Raw genomic sequence first — 14,838 nt, forward strand, 5'->3', positions numbered from 1 at the left:
GCGATTAGGCGCTCCGCAGGGCCGGGCAGCCCTGTCCCGGCCCGCGCGCGACACGCCGCCATCGGCTTTTCGGCAAGGTGGCATGGCCGGCTCAGACGCATCCAGACGTTCGATCTGGCAATCGTGAACGACTGGTGGTGATCGCAAACTGCCTCCCCGATTACCAGCGGCAGATGATGGCTATTTCGCGCAGACGCGCCAAACCTGACGGCGGCAAGCTAGGGTCTGTGGGGATTTAGGCCAGGGTGGCGCGAGAATGGCGGATTTTCAGGGCCCGGAGCGCAGCGTACTTTTGGTACGTGAACCGGAAGCGCGAAAAGCGACCGTTCGCAGCCCGCCATCGGCTCAATCCCCACACACCCTAGGGCATGGGTAAAACGGTAGCAGACGCCCCAACCGCCGGCGTCGCGCATTCATGCCCTGGCAACACGGCCCCGTGTGCAAATCAAGTCCGGGATGAGCGCAAGGCGCGCGCAAATGGAGCTTGGCCTTGGTCCGCCGGCGCCGTCTTGGTGTGGCGGCGGCGTTCGGCGCGGCGTAGCCAGGCCTGGACCGGTGCATCGAACCAGCGGTTGGCGGCCCAGGCGACGGCTATGACGGCCACTGCTTGCACCAGGGCGAGGGCTGCGGCGGGCAGCGGCGCGTGCCGGCCCAGTTCCACGCCGAGGCGCAGCACCGGGCCTTGCAGGATATAGATCGGATAGCTGAGCAGACCGAGCCAGTGCGCCGCGCGCGCCACGCGGCCGTCGAGCGGCACGGCGGCAGCCAGCCAGACCAGCAGGGGAAAGCCGATCAGCGCCAATGCGCCGTCATAGATCGCCGGATCGAGGCCGATCATGCGTTCCGGGACGATGAGCAGCGCGGCGGCAAGGCCGGTGCACAGGGCAATAGCGAGCACGGGGCGGCGGCGCGCGGGTTCGCGGCGCCAGCGGAAGATCAGGATGCCGGCAAAGAACGGATAGACCACCCGCGCCGCGCCAAACGCGAAATCGGCTTTGTCCGTGCCGCCCATCAGGCGGCCGAAATGGGCGATGTCTGTCACCACCAGCACGGCGCCCAGGCCGACCAGCGCCAGCAGCACCCGCTGCGACAGGAAGCGGGCGATAAGGGCATAGGCCAGGTTCACATAAGCTTCGAACGCGAGGGACCATGCCGCCATGTTGAGCGGAAAGGCAGTGGGCCATTGTGGAAACAACGGGCAGGGCAGCAGGGCGAGGGCAAAGCCCAGCGCGAGAAAGGCATCGCGCAAGGACACGCTGTGGCGCAGGAACACCGCGCCCAGAAACACGCCGAAGCCCATGACCGTGCCCAGCGCCAGCAGGGGATAGAGCCGCCGCGCCCGCGCCCGGGCAAAGCCGGCCCGCGACAGTCGCCCGTCGCGCACCTGCGCGTCATAGGCAAAGGCGATGACGAAGCCCGACAGCGTGTAGAAGAAGTCGACTGCCAGCCCGGCATGGGGCAGGGCCGAAAGGCTGTGCTGCTGCACCAGGTGATAGGCCAGCACGACCAGCGCCGCCACGCCGCGCAAGGCATCGAGCAGGCCAAACCGCTGTGCGACATGCTGGCTTGCGCCGTGCTGGCTTGCGCCGTGCAGGCTTTCGCCGAGATCCGCCGCGCCAGCGCGCGTGCCATCTGTCATCTGCCAGCGCCCCCTTGCGTCCGCTTCCGGGCAGCCAGGTTGCGGCGCGCCGGGTGTGGCATGGGATCGTGGTTTTGCATCGGCATCGCAACGCGTGGTGGATCGGAAACCGAGCCATTGCCGTGGCGCCGCGCGCCAAGGGGTTGATGTTGACGCAGGGTCAACCGCTAGATCGCGGTCATGGATGATTCGCTTGCCATCGATGACGTGGTCCGCCGTACCGGGCTGACCGCCCGCGCCTTGCGCTTTTACGAGGCGCGCGGGCTCTTGGCGCCGCTGCGCACCCAATCCGGGCGGCGCTGGTATGGGCCGGCCGATCTTGAGCGCATCCACCGCATCGTGGCGTTGAAGAAAGCCGGGTTGAGCCTCGCTGAGATCAAGCGCCTGTTCGATCGCAAGCCGATCGATCTGGCCGCCCTGCTGTCGGCGCAGCGCGTGCGCCTAGCGCAGCAGGCCGCTGAGATCACCGAGGCTTTGACGCTGATCGATTCCGCATTGTCCCGCGTCGGCCGAGGCGAGCCGCTCGATGCCGCGACGCTCTGCTCGCTGATCCGCAACGGAGATACGATGATGACAGATGGACAACAGGCGTGGAAAGCGGTGCTCGATCGCTACTATACGGCAGAAGAGCAGTCTCACTGGCAGGCGGCGATGCCCGGGGCGGCCCCGTTTGACCAAGCAGCCTATCAGGCGCAGTGGCAGGCACTGGGGCGGCGCATCGCGGCCAAGTTGCCACTTGATCCGGCCAGCGATGCTGCATTGGCGCTGGTGCGCGAATGGCTGGCGTTGCTCGAACCGTTCACGCGCCAGGCCAGCCCGATGATGTGGGAAGGGGCGAGCCGCCTTTATGCCGACATGGACAACTGGCAGGGCGAGGCCGATCCCGGCTTCAGCAAGCCGGTCTGGGATTTCATCGCCGCTGCGGCTGCGGCCGCACGCCAGGCGGGCAAGGATATCGGCCCCTTGCCCGCGTTCATGGCGCCGCCTGCCTGATCAGCCGCTCCATGCGCAAGAGCCTCGCCCCGTGCACGGCGCACGGGACGAGGCTCTCGTTGGCCTGAGGCCTACGCCCTGTTCGGGGCCTTATTCGGCGGCGATGCCGGCCGCGCCGAACATGTCGACGTCTTCTTCGGTCGGTTCTTCAACCGTGTTGGCCGCCTTGGCGTTGCGGCGGTTGTCGAAGTTCGACCACACGTCGTTCCAGTTGCCGCGCGTGGCCGCCTTGGAATATTCGGTGGCGCGCGTTTCGAAGAAGTTGGCGTGCTCCACCCCGTTGAGCAGCGGGGTCAGCCAGGGCAGCGGGTGTTCCTCGATCATGTAGATCGGATCAAAGCCCAACTGGCCCAGGCGCCAATCGGCGATGTAGCGGATGTAGCGCTTGATTTCCTTGGGGCTCATCCCCGGAACGGGGCCCTGCTCGAACGCCAGATCGATGAAAGCATCTTCCAGGCGCACGGTCTTCTGGCAGCAATCGAGGATGTCTTCCTTCACCGCCTTGGTCAGGCACTGGCGCTCGTTGCAGAATTCCTTGAACAGGCGGGTGATGCCTTCGCAGTGCAGCGATTCATCGCGCACCGACCACGAGACGATCTGGCCCATGCCCTTCATCTTGTTGAAGCGCGGGAAGTTCATCAGCATTGCGAACGAGGCGAACAGTTGCAGGCCTTCGGTGAAGCCGCCGAACATCGCCAGGGTGCGGGCAATGTCTTCGTCGCTGTCTACGCCGAAGTTCTGCATGTAATCATGCTTGTCCTTCATTTCGGCGTATTCGAGGAACATGCCGTATTCGCTTTCCGGCATGCCGATCGTGTCGAGCAGGTGCGAATAGGCCGCGATGTGGATCGTTTCCATGTTGGAGAACGAAGCCAGCATCATCTTCACTTCGGTGGGCTTGAACACCCGGCCATACTTTTCGTGGTAGCAATCCTGCACTTCCACGTCGGCCTGGGTGAAGAAGCGGAAGATCTGCGTCAGCAGGTTGCGCTCGTGGTCCGACAGCTTCTGCGCCCAGTCGCGGCAATCCTCGCCCAGCGGCACTTCTTCCGGCATCCAGTGAATCTGTTGCTGACGCTTCCAGTATTCATAGGCCCAGGGATATTCGAAGGGCTTGTAGGTCTTGCGGGCTTCAAGAAGGGACATGGGTGGCAATCCTGTTGGAATTCGAAAGAATATGGGCTGTTTCAGGCGGCAAGGAAAGCCGGCCTGGAGGGCATGGGCATGGGCAAGGGGCCAGGGCGGTTTCGCCATCGGCCCGAACGAAGCGGCGGGGCGCCGGCGCGGCGGCACTGCGCGGCACGACGGGCGCATTCCGGCTTGCGCCAACCTGCGGTGTCTGCCCATTCGGGCGCGGCATGCGATCGCAGGGTATAATGCCGGGAACGGCCGGCCCGGCGCGGCATTGTGGGCACAGGGGCAGACGGGCGAACAAGGCCCGCATCCCTCATACCACCACACAATGCAGGAGGCTGGGCATGACCGGCAACGACAGCAATCCCATCGCAAGCCAGATTCGCGAGCACATGGCCGTCATCGGCGCAGACGGTGCCCCGGTTGGCACGGTCGATCATGTCGATGGACATCGCATCAAGCTGACCAAGGCCAAGAGCGGCGCCCACGAAGGGCACCACCACTACCTGTCGCTCGGTCTGGTGGCCGGAGTCGAGGGCGACACGGTCCGTCTTTCGGCCAACGCCGACGTCGCCCTGACCTTTGAGGAAGAGGAAAAGTAGGTTTCCGCTTCCCATATAGGCTGAAGTTCCTCGAAAAGCCGCGTCCCCTTCGCGGCTAGGTCGTCCCTGGCGACCGGAAGGCGCCTCGCTCCACGTCGTAAGTGGCGAGGCGCTTTTTCCTTGGTCGCCTAGTTCCAGAACCAGCCCGGCTTGAGGCTGCGATTCTTGCGGTTGCGCCACATCTGAATGTACATCCACAGCCCCGAAAAGCTGAAGAAGATCATCGCAAAGCCCGACAGCGTGCTGATCAGCACCCCGACCGGCCCAAAGCTTTCGCCCGAATGCAGATGGTGCAGCAACCCGACGATCGACTTGCCGCGCTTGGGCTTGGGCCGGCACATATAGTCCGGCGGGCAGACGAACGCCGGCTTGGCCGGGGTTGCATCCGCCATGGTTTTGGCCGGCCGGTCGCCGTCCCCGCCGCTGAGCAGCGGAACAACCTGGCTGAGCGTGCCCGTCACGGCGATCCACAACAGGAAGACTCCGAAAAACACCGAAATCCAGCGGTGCCACTTGCGCATTGAACGATCCCCTATGGTCCTGTGGCCCGCTGCCGATACCGGCATTGGCATCGCCGGGCCGTGCCGCCTTGTGACGGTGTGTTGCCGGCCGGGGCAAGCAGCGAAATGTCGCCATCTGTAACATCGGCAGGGTCTTGGCGTGTTCCGGCATGGGTGACGCTCACTGGGTAACGATCACGGGCAGGATAGCGAATGGCGCGAATCCGGCGGGTGGGACCGCTGGGTGGGGCCGGAAGGGGCGATCGTGCCATGCTGGCCGATCGCCCCCTCGTTTCCCAAATGGCCTCGGTGAAGCGCCTCGATCGATAAATACCTATCGCCAGGCGGTCAGCGGTTGGGCCTTATTGGCAAGCACTTATTGGCAGGCCAGGCATTCCTCGTAATCGGTCTGCTTGACGTCAAGCTCGATCCGGCGTGCTTCGGCGGTGTTGTCTGCCTCGACCCCGCCAGCGAAGCCGGCGCGCTGCACCGACTTGGAGCGCAGGTAATAGAGCGACTTGATGCCCTTTTCCCAAGCCTGGAAGTGGAGCATGAGCAAGTCCCACTTGTCGACATCGGCCGGGATATAGAGGTTCAGCGACTGCGCCTGGTCGATATAGGGCGTGCGGTCGGCCGAGAATTCGAGCAGCCAGCGCTGGTCGATTTCGAAGCTGGTCTTGTACACCGCCTTCTCGTCGGCCGAGAGGAATTCGAGGTGCTGGACCGAGCCGCCGCGTTCCAGGATCGAGTTCCACACATTGGTGGAATCCTTGGACTTTTCGCGCAGCAGCTTTTCCAGGTACGGGTTCTTCACCACGAACGAGCCCGACAGCGTCTTGTGCGTGTAGATATTGGCCGGGATCGGCTCGATGCAGGCCGAGGTACCGCCGCAGATGATCGAGATCGACGCGGTGGGCGCGATCGCCATCTTGCACGAGAAGCGCTGCATCACGCCCATGTCGGCCGCGTCGGGGCAAGGCCCGCGTTCCTGGGCGAGCAGCAGCGAGGCTTCGTCGGCCTTGGCGGCGATGTGGCGGAACATCTTGAGGTTCCACGCCTTGGCCATGGCGGATTCGAAGGCAATGCCCTTCTTCTGCAGGAACGAGTGGAAGCCCATCACGCCCATGCCGACCGAACGCTCGCGCGCGGCGGAATATTTGGCGCGGGCCATCTCGTCGGGCGCGCGGTCGATGAAGTCCTGCAGCACGTTGTCGAGGAAGCGCAGCACGTCTTCCACGAAGTGCTTGTCACCCTGCCACTCGTCCCAGGTTTCCAGGTTGAGCGAGGAGAGGCAGCACACCGCGGTGCGATCGTTGCCCAGGTGATCGATGCCGGTGGGCAGCGTGATTTCCGAGCAGAGGTTCGAGGTGGAAACCTTCAGCCCCAGATCGCGGTGATGCTTGGGCATCATGCGGTTCACGGTGTCGGAGAACACGATATAGGGTTCGCCGGTGGCCAGGCGCACTTCGACCAGCTTCTGGAACAGCGAGCGGGCATCGACCTTGCCGCGCACCGACTTGTCCTTGGGGCTCCGCAGCGCGAATTCGGCGCCATCCCGCACGGCTTCCATGAACTCGTCGGTGAGCAGCACGCCGTGGTGCAGGTTCAGCGCCTTGCGGTTGAAATCGCCCGAAGACTTGCGGATTTCGAGGAATTCCTCGATCTCGGGGTGCGAGATGTCGAGATAGCACGCGGCCGAGCCACGGCGCAGCGAGCCCTGGCTGATCGCCAGAGTCAGGCTGTCCATCACGCGGACGAAGGGGATGATCCCGCTGGTCTTGCCGTTGAGGCCGACATTTTCGCCGATCCCGCGCACGTTGCCCCAATAGGTGCCGATGCCGCCCCCGCGCGAGGCGAGCCAGACGTTCTCGTTCCAGGTCTTGACGATGCCTTCCAGGCTGTCTTCCACCGAGTTGAGATAGCACGAGATCGGCAGGCCGCGGCCAGTGCCGCCGTTCGACAGCACGGGCGTGGCGGGCATGAACCACAGCTTGGAGATGTAGTCATAGAGCCGCTGGGCGTGGTCCTGGTCGTCGGCATAGGCATCGGCCACGCGCGCGAACAGATCCTGATAGGTTTCACCGGGCAGCAGATAGCGATCGTCGAGCGTGTCCTTGCCGAAGATCGTCAGCTTGGCGTCGCGCGCGGCATCGGTGACGATGGTAAAGCGGCGCGGGTTGACCGACTTGGAATCGATTGGCTGGGCCTTTGCGGCATCGCTCGTCGCGCTGGCCATGATCGCGGCCGCGGCTGAAACCAGATCCGCGCTACCCTTGTCGTCTGCCTGCATGTCCACTGCCTTTGCTTCCGCCGGTTGCGCAGCCTTGCGCGTGGCCTTGGTTGCGGTTGCCGGGGTCTCCGGCGTGGCGCTGCTTTCGCGGAGGGCGTCGCGTTCGAGGGTGGCCAGGCCACCTTCCAGTCCCAGTTCGTCCTGCGCCATCACAGCCGTTCCATCGTTCATTTCCCCGGTCCTGAAATTCACGTTCCATTCCCCGTTTGCACGAGGCCCGCCGCGAGTGACGGACCGGATATTGCTGACACTGCCAATGGCCGCGCGATCCAGCATGTGCTGGCCCTTGCAGCCTGGCTTCGGTGGCAGAACGAGAGACGACTCAACGCGCCCGCGATCATGCCATAAATTAAAACAGAAAGGGAACAAAATCCCTGTCTGCCATGCCGCGACGCCGAAAACCCAAGCAACGTCAAAGGCTCCGCCACGGTGGACGAGCCACATGCACCCTATATGGGGTGCATCCTGACATATAACTAGGTTTGGTTGCCCTCCGTGGCCACGACCACAACCCATAGTGCTTGAACCGGGTCTGGCAGGCAAGTGGCACATGCCCTCAAGGGCTACGCGATTCGTCGCAAGTACGATTCGCTTCGTCGCTGCCCCACTCATGCTGCAGTGCAGCGACGCGCGGGCTTTCCAAGGCTTCAAGGGAAAAATGACGGGTCCGAAATATTTTTCGTACCCGCTGGCTTTGCTGTGGAAAATACGATGTCCAGAGGCACTGGCACGATATCCCCAGCCGCACTACCCATAGGGGGTGTACCAAGTGGAGGAGCCGAGGGCTGGGCGGCACGCCGCTGCCTGGCGCGGCGCCTTCGCACAGGAGGAACGAGTAATGCGCGATATCCTTTCGATGCTGCTGTCGGGGCTGCTGGTCGGCATTGCCGCCCGCTTTCTCTATCCCGGCGCAGTGGAGATTGGCCTTGCCCGTACGATCGCGCTGGGCATCGGCGGCGCGCTGGTGGCCGGCCTAGCATCGAGCCTGGCGGGACGCGGGAGCGTGAGCGAAGGGTTCAACCGCGCCGGTTGCCTCGCCTCGGTGCTGGGCGCGATGCTGTTGATCTATCTGGGCCGCCACTTCTGGTAATAGCGGCTTGACGATGGCGGGGCCGGGCAGGGGTCCCGCCGCCGGTCAGCCTGGCACCAGGATGGTCTCGCGCGCGGCGGGCTGCGCCTGGGGGAAATCCTGGTTGTAATGCAGTCCGCGGCTCTCGCGCCGCGCCCGCGCGCTCTGCACGATCAGGTCTGCCGCCTGGAGCAGGTTGCGCAACTCGATCAGATCGGCCGTGACGCGCACATTGCCATAGTATTCGTTGATCTCGCTCTGCAGCAGGGCAATGCGGTGGGCGGCGCGTTCCAGGCGCTTGTTGGTGCGCACGATGCCCACGTAGTTCCACATGAACCGGCGCAGCTCGGTCCAGTTCTGCTTGATCACCACATCTTCGTCGGAATCGGCCACGCGGCTTTCGTCCCAGCCGCGCACTTCGGGCGGGGGTGAAAACTCGTCCCAGCAATCGAGAATGTTGCGCGCGGCAGCATCGCCGAACACGAAGCATTCGAGCAGGCTGTTCGATGCCAGACGGTTGGCGCCGTGCAGCCCACTTTCCGAGCATTCGCCGACGGCATAGAGCCCGGTGAGATCGGTGCGCCCGGACAGGTCCACCAGCACGCCGCCGCAGGTGTAGTGCTGCGCCGGCACCACCGGGATCGGCTCGCGCGTCATGTCGATGCCCAGGCCCAGCAGCCGCTCATAGATGTTGGGGAAGTGGCCGCGGACGAATTCGGGATCCTTGTGGCTGATGTCGAGATGGACATAGTCCAGCCCCAGTCGCTTGATCTCGTGGTCGATGGCGCGGGCCACCACGTCGCGCGGGGCCAGTTCCTCGCGCGGGTCGAAGCGCGGCATGAAGCGCTCGCCACCGCCGGGGAAGCCGGGCGGGATCTTGAGGTGCCCACCTTCGCCGCGCACCGCCTCGGTGATCAGGAAGTTCTTGACCTCCAGATTGTAAAGGCAGGTGGGGTGGAACTGCATGAATTCCATGTTGGACACGCGGCATCCGGCGCGCCAGGCCATGGCAATGCCATCGCCAGTTGCCCCGCGCGGGGCCGTGCTGAACAGATAGGTGCGCCCGGCGCCGCCGGTTGCCAGGATCGTGGCGCGTGCGGTCAGGCATTCGACCTTGCCGCTGGCGGTGTTGAGGGCATAGCAGCCCCACACGCGGCGATCGCCCTTGGGGTGGGCGCGATGCCGGTCGGTGACCAGGTCGATCGCCACCATGTCGGGCTTGAGCGTGATATTGGGGTGCGCCATCGCCGCGCGGATCAGCGCCTGCTGCACGGCCGCGCCGGTGGCATCATCGACATGGACGATGCGGCGGTGCGAATGGCCGCCTTCGCGGGTCAGGTGCAGGCTGCCGGCCTCTTCGTTGAACGGCACGCCGATTTCGCCCAAGCGGGCAATCGCCTCGGGCGCATGCTCCACCACGTATTCCACGGTTTCCCGCCGGTTGAGGCCACATCCCGCGATCATCGTGTCGCGCACGTGATCCTCGAAAGTGTCACCTTCGTCCAGTACGGCGGCAATGCCACCCTGGGCCCACGCGGTTGACCCCCCGTCGAGTCGGCCCTTGGCCAGTACCATGACGCGGCAGCGTTCGGCCAGAACCAGCGCGGCGGTAAGCCCGGCTGCGCCCGAGCCGATAATGAGAACGTCGTGCCCGCTCATGGCCGGGCCGTGCGAGAAAGGGGGGTCTTGGTGCTCACGCGCGCCTCTTTGCCTGTGCGTGCAGGGTTTGGAAAGGGATTTGCCGCTCGGTGGGCCGTGCCGATAGCAAGCCTGGACGGGAGATATATAACTTAAGATATAGAAATCTTATAATTTCGCTTCATTTTCATCAGATGGAATGTTAAGAATGCGGCATCTGAAAAGTGCCTTCGGAGTCAGGTGGAAAATGATGTTCGGTCGTGTCCTGTGCCTGTTCAACCGCCATCGCCCACAGCGGGATAAAGTCGCATGGGATGGCTTCAACTACAATTCCGAATGTGTCGATTGCGGTAAGCGGATCTATCGTCGGCAAGGCGGCGGCTGGCGCGCCATGCGGGCGCCAGCGCTGGACGAAAAGGGCGCCGAGGCCCAGTAACGACGGGGTTTTCCCGATGCAAAAAAGGGGGCGCGGCCACAGTGGCTGCACCCCCTTTTTGCTGGGCGCACATGGCGCTGCGGCGGCTTCTCAGGCGCCGGCGGTCAGGCTCACGAACACGTCTTCCAGATCGGCCTCGCGGGTCGATACGTCGAGGATCTGCACGCCCATGGCCTGGACCAGGGCCATGACTTCGCCCGCGTTGCTGCGGTCCTTGTCATAGGTGATTTCCACCTGTCTTTCGTTAAGGGTCGCCTTGATGAAGGCGGGATGCTGCGGCGCCTGTGCCAGCGGCTTGTCCAGCGTCAGCACCACGACCTTTTCCCGTGCCATGCCAACCAGTTCGCGCGTCGGCTTGTTGGTGATCAACCGGCCGTGGTTGATGATCGCGATGCGGTCGCACAGCTGCTCGGCTTCTTCCAGGTAGTGCGTGGTCAAGACCACGGTCACGCCGCCGGCATTGAGTTCACCCACCAGTTCCCACAGCTGGCGGCGCAGTTCCACGTCCACCCCGGCGGTCGGTTCGTCCAGCACCAGCACGGGCGGGGTGTGGACCATGGCCTTGGCAATCAACAGGCGGCGCTTCATGCCGCCCGACAGCGAGCGGGAATAGGCCTTGGCCTTGTCGGCCAGGTGCACCGCGCGCAGCAGTTCCATCGAGCGGCGCAAGTGCTTGGGCACGCCATAGAGGCCGGCCTGGATATCGAGCACTTCGATCGGCGTGAAGAACGGGTCGAACACGATTTCCTGCGGCACAATGCCGATCGCCGCCTTGGCATTGCGCCGGTCGGCATCGATATCGTGGCCCCAGATTTCCACCGTGCCCGAGGTTTTCAGCACCAGGCCCGCCAGCGTGTTGATCAGCGTGGACTTGCCCGCGCCATTGGGGCCGAGCAGGCCGAAGATTTCCCCGCGCGGCACATCGAAGCTGACGCCTTCGAGCGCGAGCTTGGCCGGCGCCTTGCCGGTTGCGGCATAGCGCTTGACCAGGTCGCGGATGCGGATGGCGGGTTCGGCGGCGGTTTCGGGGATGGAGGCGGGGGCGTTCATGCCGCGCTTCCTGCCCCCAGTCGCGCGCAAGGTAAAGGCTTCAATGGGGCAAAACGGCAATTGTGCGGCGCGGTGGCATTTGCTAGGCGGCGGGGCATGATCCAGCCTCCCGAAACGATCTTCACCGATGCCACCCGCGTCAGCTGCGACGGGTCGAGCGGCATCCGCACGACCGGCGCATTCAAGCCTTCCGCTCTTGGCCACCCGCGCGTGTGGCTCGAGATCGACGAGAAGGGCTATGTCGAATGCGGCTATTGCGACAAGCGCTTCGTGCTCAAGGGCGGCCCGGCCGACACCGGCGCCACGCAGGCCGCCTGAACCGGTGCTAACCGGTTGCGCCGCACCAATTGTGGCGCACCGGCAGGTCGCCGCTGGCCAGCGGCCTTGCGCGTGCCTATATCGGCGGGATGACGCTTTCTGCCGACACCCGCTCGCTGCTCTATCGCCCCGGCCTGCTCACCCCCGATGACGCGCAACGCCTGGTGCGTGGCGCGCTGGGCGCGTGCGATGATGGCGAGCTGTTCCTGCAATTCGTGGCCAGCGAAAGCTTTGGCTTTGACGACGGGCGGCTGAAGACGGCTGACTATTCGCGCGACGCCGGCTTTGGCCTGCGCGGCGTCTCGGGCGAGATGACTGGCTTTGCCCATGCCAACGAGGTGTCGGCCGCCGCGATCGCTCGGGCGGGCGAAACGCTCAAGCTGCTCGATCCGGCCAAGGGCCAGCCCGCGCCGCCACCGCGCCACAACAACCGCCATCTCTACACCGATGCCTCGCCCCTCGATGGCGTGCCGTTCGAGGCCAAGGTGCGCCTGCTCGAACAGATCGATGCTGCCGCCCGCGCCCGCGATCCGCGCGTGGTGCAGGTCTCTGCCTCGCTCTCCGGCTCATGGTCGGTGGTCGAGGTGGTGCGCGCGGATGGCTTTGTCGCGCATGATGTGCGCCCGCTCGTACGGCTCAACGTGTCGGTCGTGGTCGAAGAGCATGGGCGCCGCGAAACCGGCTCGTTCGGGATCGGCGGGCGGCGGCTCTATGGCGATCTGTTCCTGCCTGAAACCTGGAACCGCGGCATCGACCAGGCGCTGCACCAGGCGCTGACCAATCTTTCCGCGGTGGCCGCACCGGCGGGCGAGATGACCGTGCTGGTCGGCCCGGGCTGGCCCGGCGTGCTGCTGCACGAGGCGGTCGGCCATGGCCTGGAAGGTGATTTCAACCGCAAGGGCACCAGCGCCTTTTCCGGGCGAATCGGCCAGCGCGTGGCCGCGCCCGGCGTGACGGTGGTGGACGATGGCACGCTGCTGGGCCTGGGCGGGCAGGGCCGGCGCGGGTCGCTCTCGATCGACGATGAAGGCACGCCGACCCAGGAAAACGTGCTGATCGAGGATGGTATTCTCAAGGGCTATATCCAGGATCGGCTCAATGCGCGGCTGATGGGCGTGGCGCCGACCGGCAATGGCCGGCGCGAAAGCTATGCCCACGCGCCGATGCCGCGCATGACCAATACTTTCATGCGTGGCGGCAACGATGATCCGGCCGAACTGCTGTCGCGCGTCAAGGACGGCATCTTTGCCAAGTCGTTCGGTGGCGGCCAGGTGGATATCACCAGCGGCAAGTTCGTGTTTACCTGCACCGAGGCCTATCGCGTCAAGAACGGCAAGCTGGGCGATCCGATCAAGGGCGCCACGCTGATCGGCGATGGCCCCACCGTGCTGACGCGGGTGACCGGGATCGGCAACGATTTCGCGCTGGACGAAGGCGTCGGGGTGTGTGGCAAGGGCGGGCAGAGCGTGCCAGCCGGCGTCGGTCAGCCCACTGTGCTGGTCGATGGGCTGACCGTGGGCGGCACGGCCTGACCTTCCGCATTTTTCAGGTGGAGTTCAGCGCCGGCATGGTATTCTGCCGGGCAGAAGATCGAGACACGCAAGACCAAGAGGCGAATCATGATGAAGCAGGCAAAAATGCTGGCTCTTTCGCTCGCCGTGGGCAGCATGGCGCTGGCCGGAACCATGGCAGAAGCCAAGCCGCGGCTGACCCCGCAACAGGAACTGGACAAGCGCCTGGAAGGGCGCGTGCCGGGCAAGCCGGTGGATTGCATCTATATGCCCACCGTTGCCGGATCGCAGGTCTTTGACAAGACCGCGATCGTCTATGATTCGGGCCGCACGCTCTATGTCCAGAAGCCGCGCACCGGCGCCGAATCGCTGCGCAGCGATGATATCCTGGTCACCCGGCTGACCGGTTCGGAACTCTGCGCGATCGACACCGTGCAACTGCGCGATCGCACCAGCGGTTTCTGGCGCGGGTTTGTCGGGCTCGACAAGTTCATTCCCTATACCAAGCCCGACAAAGTGGCGCAGGCGAACTGACGGATAGGCCAATCGATGGTGACGACGCCGCGTTTCTGGGCGCAGGATCTGCTGCATTTCTGGTTCCGTGCGTTGTCACCCCAGGCCCGTTTTGCCAACGATCCCGCAATCGACGCGGCGATCGCCGATCGTTTCGCGCCCCTGCTGGGCCCGATCGCGGCGCAGCCGCTCACCGAATTGGCCAAGGACCGTGACACGCTGCGCGCGGCGGTGCTGCTGTTCGACCAGGTGCCGCGCAATGCCTTTCGCGATAGCGCCCAGGCCTTTGCCTATGACGATCTGGCCCTGGCACTCACCCGCGTTGCCCTGCACCGGGGCTGGGACCGCGGGCTGGACCGGGATGCGCGGCAATTCCTGTTGATGCCCCTGATGCACAGCGAAGACCGCGTGGTGCAGCGCGAAAGCGTCGCCCGCTTCACCGCGCTGGGTAGCAGCTATATCCGCAGCTTTGCCGTGGCGCACGCGCGCATGGTCTGGCGCTTTGGCCGCTTTCCTCACCGCAACGCCGTGCTCGGCCGGGTGAGTTCGGCGGCGGAAAAGCGCGCCGTGGCAGCAGGCAACCATTGGTAGCAATTGCCGCGCCAGGCCATTATGCAGCCTGGCATGACGACGCTGCGCCTTGCCACCCCCGCTGATGCCCTGCCGCTGGCCGACCTTGCCCGCCGTGCGATTTCGGCCAAGTTCGAGCATCTCTACAAGCCGGAAGATTTTGCCGCGTTCATGGAAGAGGCGCATAGCGACGCGGTAACGGCGCGGCAGATCGCTGATCCGGGCATGCGCATCGCTGTGATCGAGGATGACGGGCGCTTGGTCGCGTTCTGCAAGCTGGTGCTCGATAGCACGCTGCCGCGCGACTATACGCACCCGCAAAGGCCGCTGGAATTGAAGCAGCTCTACACCGATCCCGCCTGCATCGGCGGCGGTTTGGGGCGGCAGCTGATGGATTGGGCGATGGCCACCGCGCGCGATCGTGGCGCCGACGAGATTCAGCTCACGGTCTATAGCGACAACCCCGATGCGCAGCGCTTTTACCACCGCTTTGGCTTTGAAAAGATTGCCGATATCGAATTCTGGGTGGGCAACCACTGCGACCCGGAATTTCTTTACGCCTGCAAGCTCTGATC

General features: G+C 64.7%; 15 protein-coding genes. 9 read left to right on the forward strand and 6 right to left on the reverse strand.

Annotation, left to right across the window (positions count from 1 at the left end):
• Positions 1–445: 445 nt before the first annotated feature.
• Positions 446–1,639, reverse strand: a complete 1,194-nt coding sequence (locus IP65_RS19160; protein ID WP_054132690.1) for an acyltransferase — start codon at positions 1,637–1,639, stop codon at positions 446–448.
• Between the two features lie 180 nt (positions 1,640–1,819).
• On the opposite strand from IP65_RS19160, the gene IP65_RS19165 reads away from it, so the two are divergent.
• On the forward strand, positions 1,820–2,632 hold the full coding sequence (locus IP65_RS19165) for a MerR family transcriptional regulator (protein WP_054132691.1): 813 nt from the start codon (positions 1,820–1,822) through the stop codon (positions 2,630–2,632).
• A gap of 90 nt (positions 2,633–2,722) precedes the next feature.
• Here the strand turns inward: IP65_RS19165 and IP65_RS19170 are convergent, their stop codons facing one another.
• Complete coding sequence (locus IP65_RS19170; protein WP_054132692.1) at positions 2,723–3,778, reverse strand: ribonucleotide-diphosphate reductase subunit beta; 1,056 nt, start codon at positions 3,776–3,778, stop codon at positions 2,723–2,725.
• A 332-nt stretch (positions 3,779–4,110) separates the two neighbouring features.
• Between IP65_RS19170 and IP65_RS19175 the strand changes: the two genes are divergently transcribed.
• On the forward strand, positions 4,111–4,368 hold the full coding sequence (locus tag IP65_RS19175) for a DUF2171 domain-containing protein (protein WP_054132693.1): 258 nt from the start codon (positions 4,111–4,113) through the stop codon (positions 4,366–4,368).
• A gap of 128 nt (positions 4,369–4,496) precedes the next feature.
• On the opposite strand, the gene IP65_RS19180 is transcribed toward IP65_RS19175, so the two are convergent.
• Together IP65_RS19180 and IP65_RS19185 are read right to left on the reverse strand one after the other, a co-directional pair.
• Complete coding sequence (locus tag IP65_RS19180; protein ID WP_054132694.1) at positions 4,497–4,889, reverse strand: PepSY-associated TM helix domain-containing protein; 393 nt, start codon at positions 4,887–4,889, stop codon at positions 4,497–4,499.
• Positions 4,890–5,244: 355 nt separating this feature from the next.
• Positions 5,245–7,329: a ribonucleoside-diphosphate reductase subunit alpha gene (locus IP65_RS19185; protein WP_231627803.1), complete on the reverse strand. Its 2,085-nt coding sequence runs from the start codon at positions 7,327–7,329 to the stop codon at positions 5,245–5,247.
• Between the two features lie 667 nt (positions 7,330–7,996).
• Here IP65_RS19185 and IP65_RS19190 point away from each other — a divergent pair.
• The gene (locus IP65_RS19190) at positions 7,997–8,248 is read left to right on the forward strand and encodes a GlsB/YeaQ/YmgE family stress response membrane protein (protein WP_022678136.1); all 252 of its coding nucleotides are present in this window, start codon (positions 7,997–7,999) and stop codon (positions 8,246–8,248) included.
• Positions 8,249–8,293: 45 nt separating this feature from the next.
• Here the strand turns inward: IP65_RS19190 and nadB are convergent, their stop codons facing one another.
• Positions 8,294–9,886, reverse strand: coding sequence for an L-aspartate oxidase (gene nadB, locus IP65_RS19195; protein WP_022678137.1), 1,593 nt, complete (start codon positions 9,884–9,886; stop codon positions 8,294–8,296).
• Positions 9,887–10,073: 187 nt separating this feature from the next.
• Here nadB and IP65_RS19200 point away from each other — a divergent pair, with 187 nt between their 5' ends.
• Complete coding sequence (locus IP65_RS19200) at positions 10,074–10,301, forward strand: hypothetical protein (protein ID WP_156306751.1); 228 nt, start codon at positions 10,074–10,076, stop codon at positions 10,299–10,301.
• A gap of 90 nt (positions 10,302–10,391) precedes the next feature.
• Here the strand turns inward: IP65_RS19200 and IP65_RS19205 are convergent, their stop codons facing one another.
• Positions 10,392–11,351 carry an ABC transporter ATP-binding protein gene (locus IP65_RS19205; protein ID WP_054132697.1) on the reverse strand — a complete coding sequence of 320 codons (960 nt, stop codon included), beginning with the start codon at positions 11,349–11,351 and terminating at the stop codon, positions 10,392–10,394.
• A gap of 96 nt (positions 11,352–11,447) precedes the next feature.
• Between IP65_RS19205 and IP65_RS19210 the strand changes: the two genes are divergently transcribed.
• The 5 genes from IP65_RS19210 to IP65_RS19230 all read left to right on the forward strand — a co-directional run bounded on the left by IP65_RS19210 (position 11,448) and on the right by IP65_RS19230 (position 14,836).
• Complete coding sequence (locus tag IP65_RS19210) at positions 11,448–11,669, forward strand: zinc-finger domain-containing protein (protein ID WP_022678140.1); 222 nt, start codon at positions 11,448–11,450, stop codon at positions 11,667–11,669.
• Between the two features lie 89 nt (positions 11,670–11,758).
• Positions 11,759–13,201, forward strand: a complete 1,443-nt coding sequence (gene tldD, locus IP65_RS19215; protein WP_054132710.1) for a metalloprotease TldD — start codon at positions 11,759–11,761, stop codon at positions 13,199–13,201.
• Positions 13,202–13,288: 87 nt separating this feature from the next.
• Positions 13,289–13,714 carry a hypothetical protein gene (locus tag IP65_RS19220; RefSeq protein ID WP_028658351.1) on the forward strand — a complete coding sequence of 142 codons (426 nt, stop codon included), beginning with the start codon at positions 13,289–13,291 and terminating at the stop codon, positions 13,712–13,714.
• 15 nt (positions 13,715–13,729) lie between these two features.
• Entirely contained in the window at positions 13,730–14,284 is a 555-nt protein-coding gene (locus tag IP65_RS19225; RefSeq protein WP_054132698.1) for a DUF924 family protein, read from the forward strand.
• 33 nt (positions 14,285–14,317) lie between these two features.
• Positions 14,318–14,836 carry a GNAT family N-acetyltransferase gene (locus IP65_RS19230; RefSeq protein ID WP_022678144.1) on the forward strand — a complete coding sequence of 173 codons (519 nt, stop codon included), beginning with the start codon at positions 14,318–14,320 and terminating at the stop codon, positions 14,834–14,836.
• Positions 14,837–14,838 lie beyond the last annotated feature (2 nt).

The sequence above is a fragment of the Novosphingobium sp. AAP1 genome, assembly GCF_001295765.1.
Classification (GTDB): domain Bacteria; phylum Pseudomonadota; class Alphaproteobacteria; order Sphingomonadales; family Sphingomonadaceae; genus Novosphingobium; species Novosphingobium capsulatum.

Excerpts from the sequence above, each read along its gene's own strand:
- IP65_RS19165 (WP_054132691.1), top strand. The coding sequence starts at position 1,820 with ATGGATGATTCGCTTGCCATCGATGACGTGGTCCGCCGTACCGGGCTG.
- IP65_RS19210 (WP_022678140.1), top strand. The coding sequence starts at position 11,448 with ATGATCCAGCCTCCCGAAACGATCTTCACCGATGCCACCCGCGTCAGC.
- nadB (WP_022678137.1), bottom strand. The coding sequence starts at position 9,886 with ATGAGCGGGCACGACGTTCTCATTATCGGCTCGGGCGCAGCCGGGCTT.
- IP65_RS19185 (WP_231627803.1), bottom strand. The coding sequence starts at position 7,329 with ATGAACGATGGAACGGCTGTGATGGCGCAGGACGAACTGGGACTGGAA.
- tldD (WP_054132710.1), top strand. The coding sequence starts at position 11,759 with ATGACGCTTTCTGCCGACACCCGCTCGCTGCTCTATCGCCCCGGCCTG.
- IP65_RS19160 (WP_054132690.1), bottom strand. The coding sequence starts at position 1,639 with ATGACAGATGGCACGCGCGCTGGCGCGGCGGATCTCGGCGAAAGCCTG.
- IP65_RS19170 (WP_054132692.1), bottom strand. The coding sequence starts at position 3,778 with ATGTCCCTTCTTGAAGCCCGCAAGACCTACAAGCCCTTCGAATATCCC.
- IP65_RS19180 (WP_054132694.1), bottom strand. The coding sequence starts at position 4,889 with ATGCGCAAGTGGCACCGCTGGATTTCGGTGTTTTTCGGAGTCTTCCTG.
- IP65_RS19190 (WP_022678136.1), top strand. The coding sequence starts at position 7,997 with ATGCGCGATATCCTTTCGATGCTGCTGTCGGGGCTGCTGGTCGGCATT.
- IP65_RS19230 (WP_022678144.1), top strand. The coding sequence starts at position 14,318 with ATGACGACGCTGCGCCTTGCCACCCCCGCTGATGCCCTGCCGCTGGCC.
- IP65_RS19220 (WP_028658351.1), top strand. The coding sequence starts at position 13,289 with ATGATGAAGCAGGCAAAAATGCTGGCTCTTTCGCTCGCCGTGGGCAGC.
- IP65_RS19205 (WP_054132697.1), bottom strand. The coding sequence starts at position 11,351 with ATGAACGCCCCCGCCTCCATCCCCGAAACCGCCGCCGAACCCGCCATC.
- IP65_RS19175 (WP_054132693.1), top strand. The coding sequence starts at position 4,111 with ATGACCGGCAACGACAGCAATCCCATCGCAAGCCAGATTCGCGAGCAC.
- IP65_RS19200 (WP_156306751.1), top strand. The coding sequence starts at position 10,074 with ATGCGGCATCTGAAAAGTGCCTTCGGAGTCAGGTGGAAAATGATGTTC.
- IP65_RS19225 (WP_054132698.1), top strand. The coding sequence starts at position 13,730 with ATGGTGACGACGCCGCGTTTCTGGGCGCAGGATCTGCTGCATTTCTGG.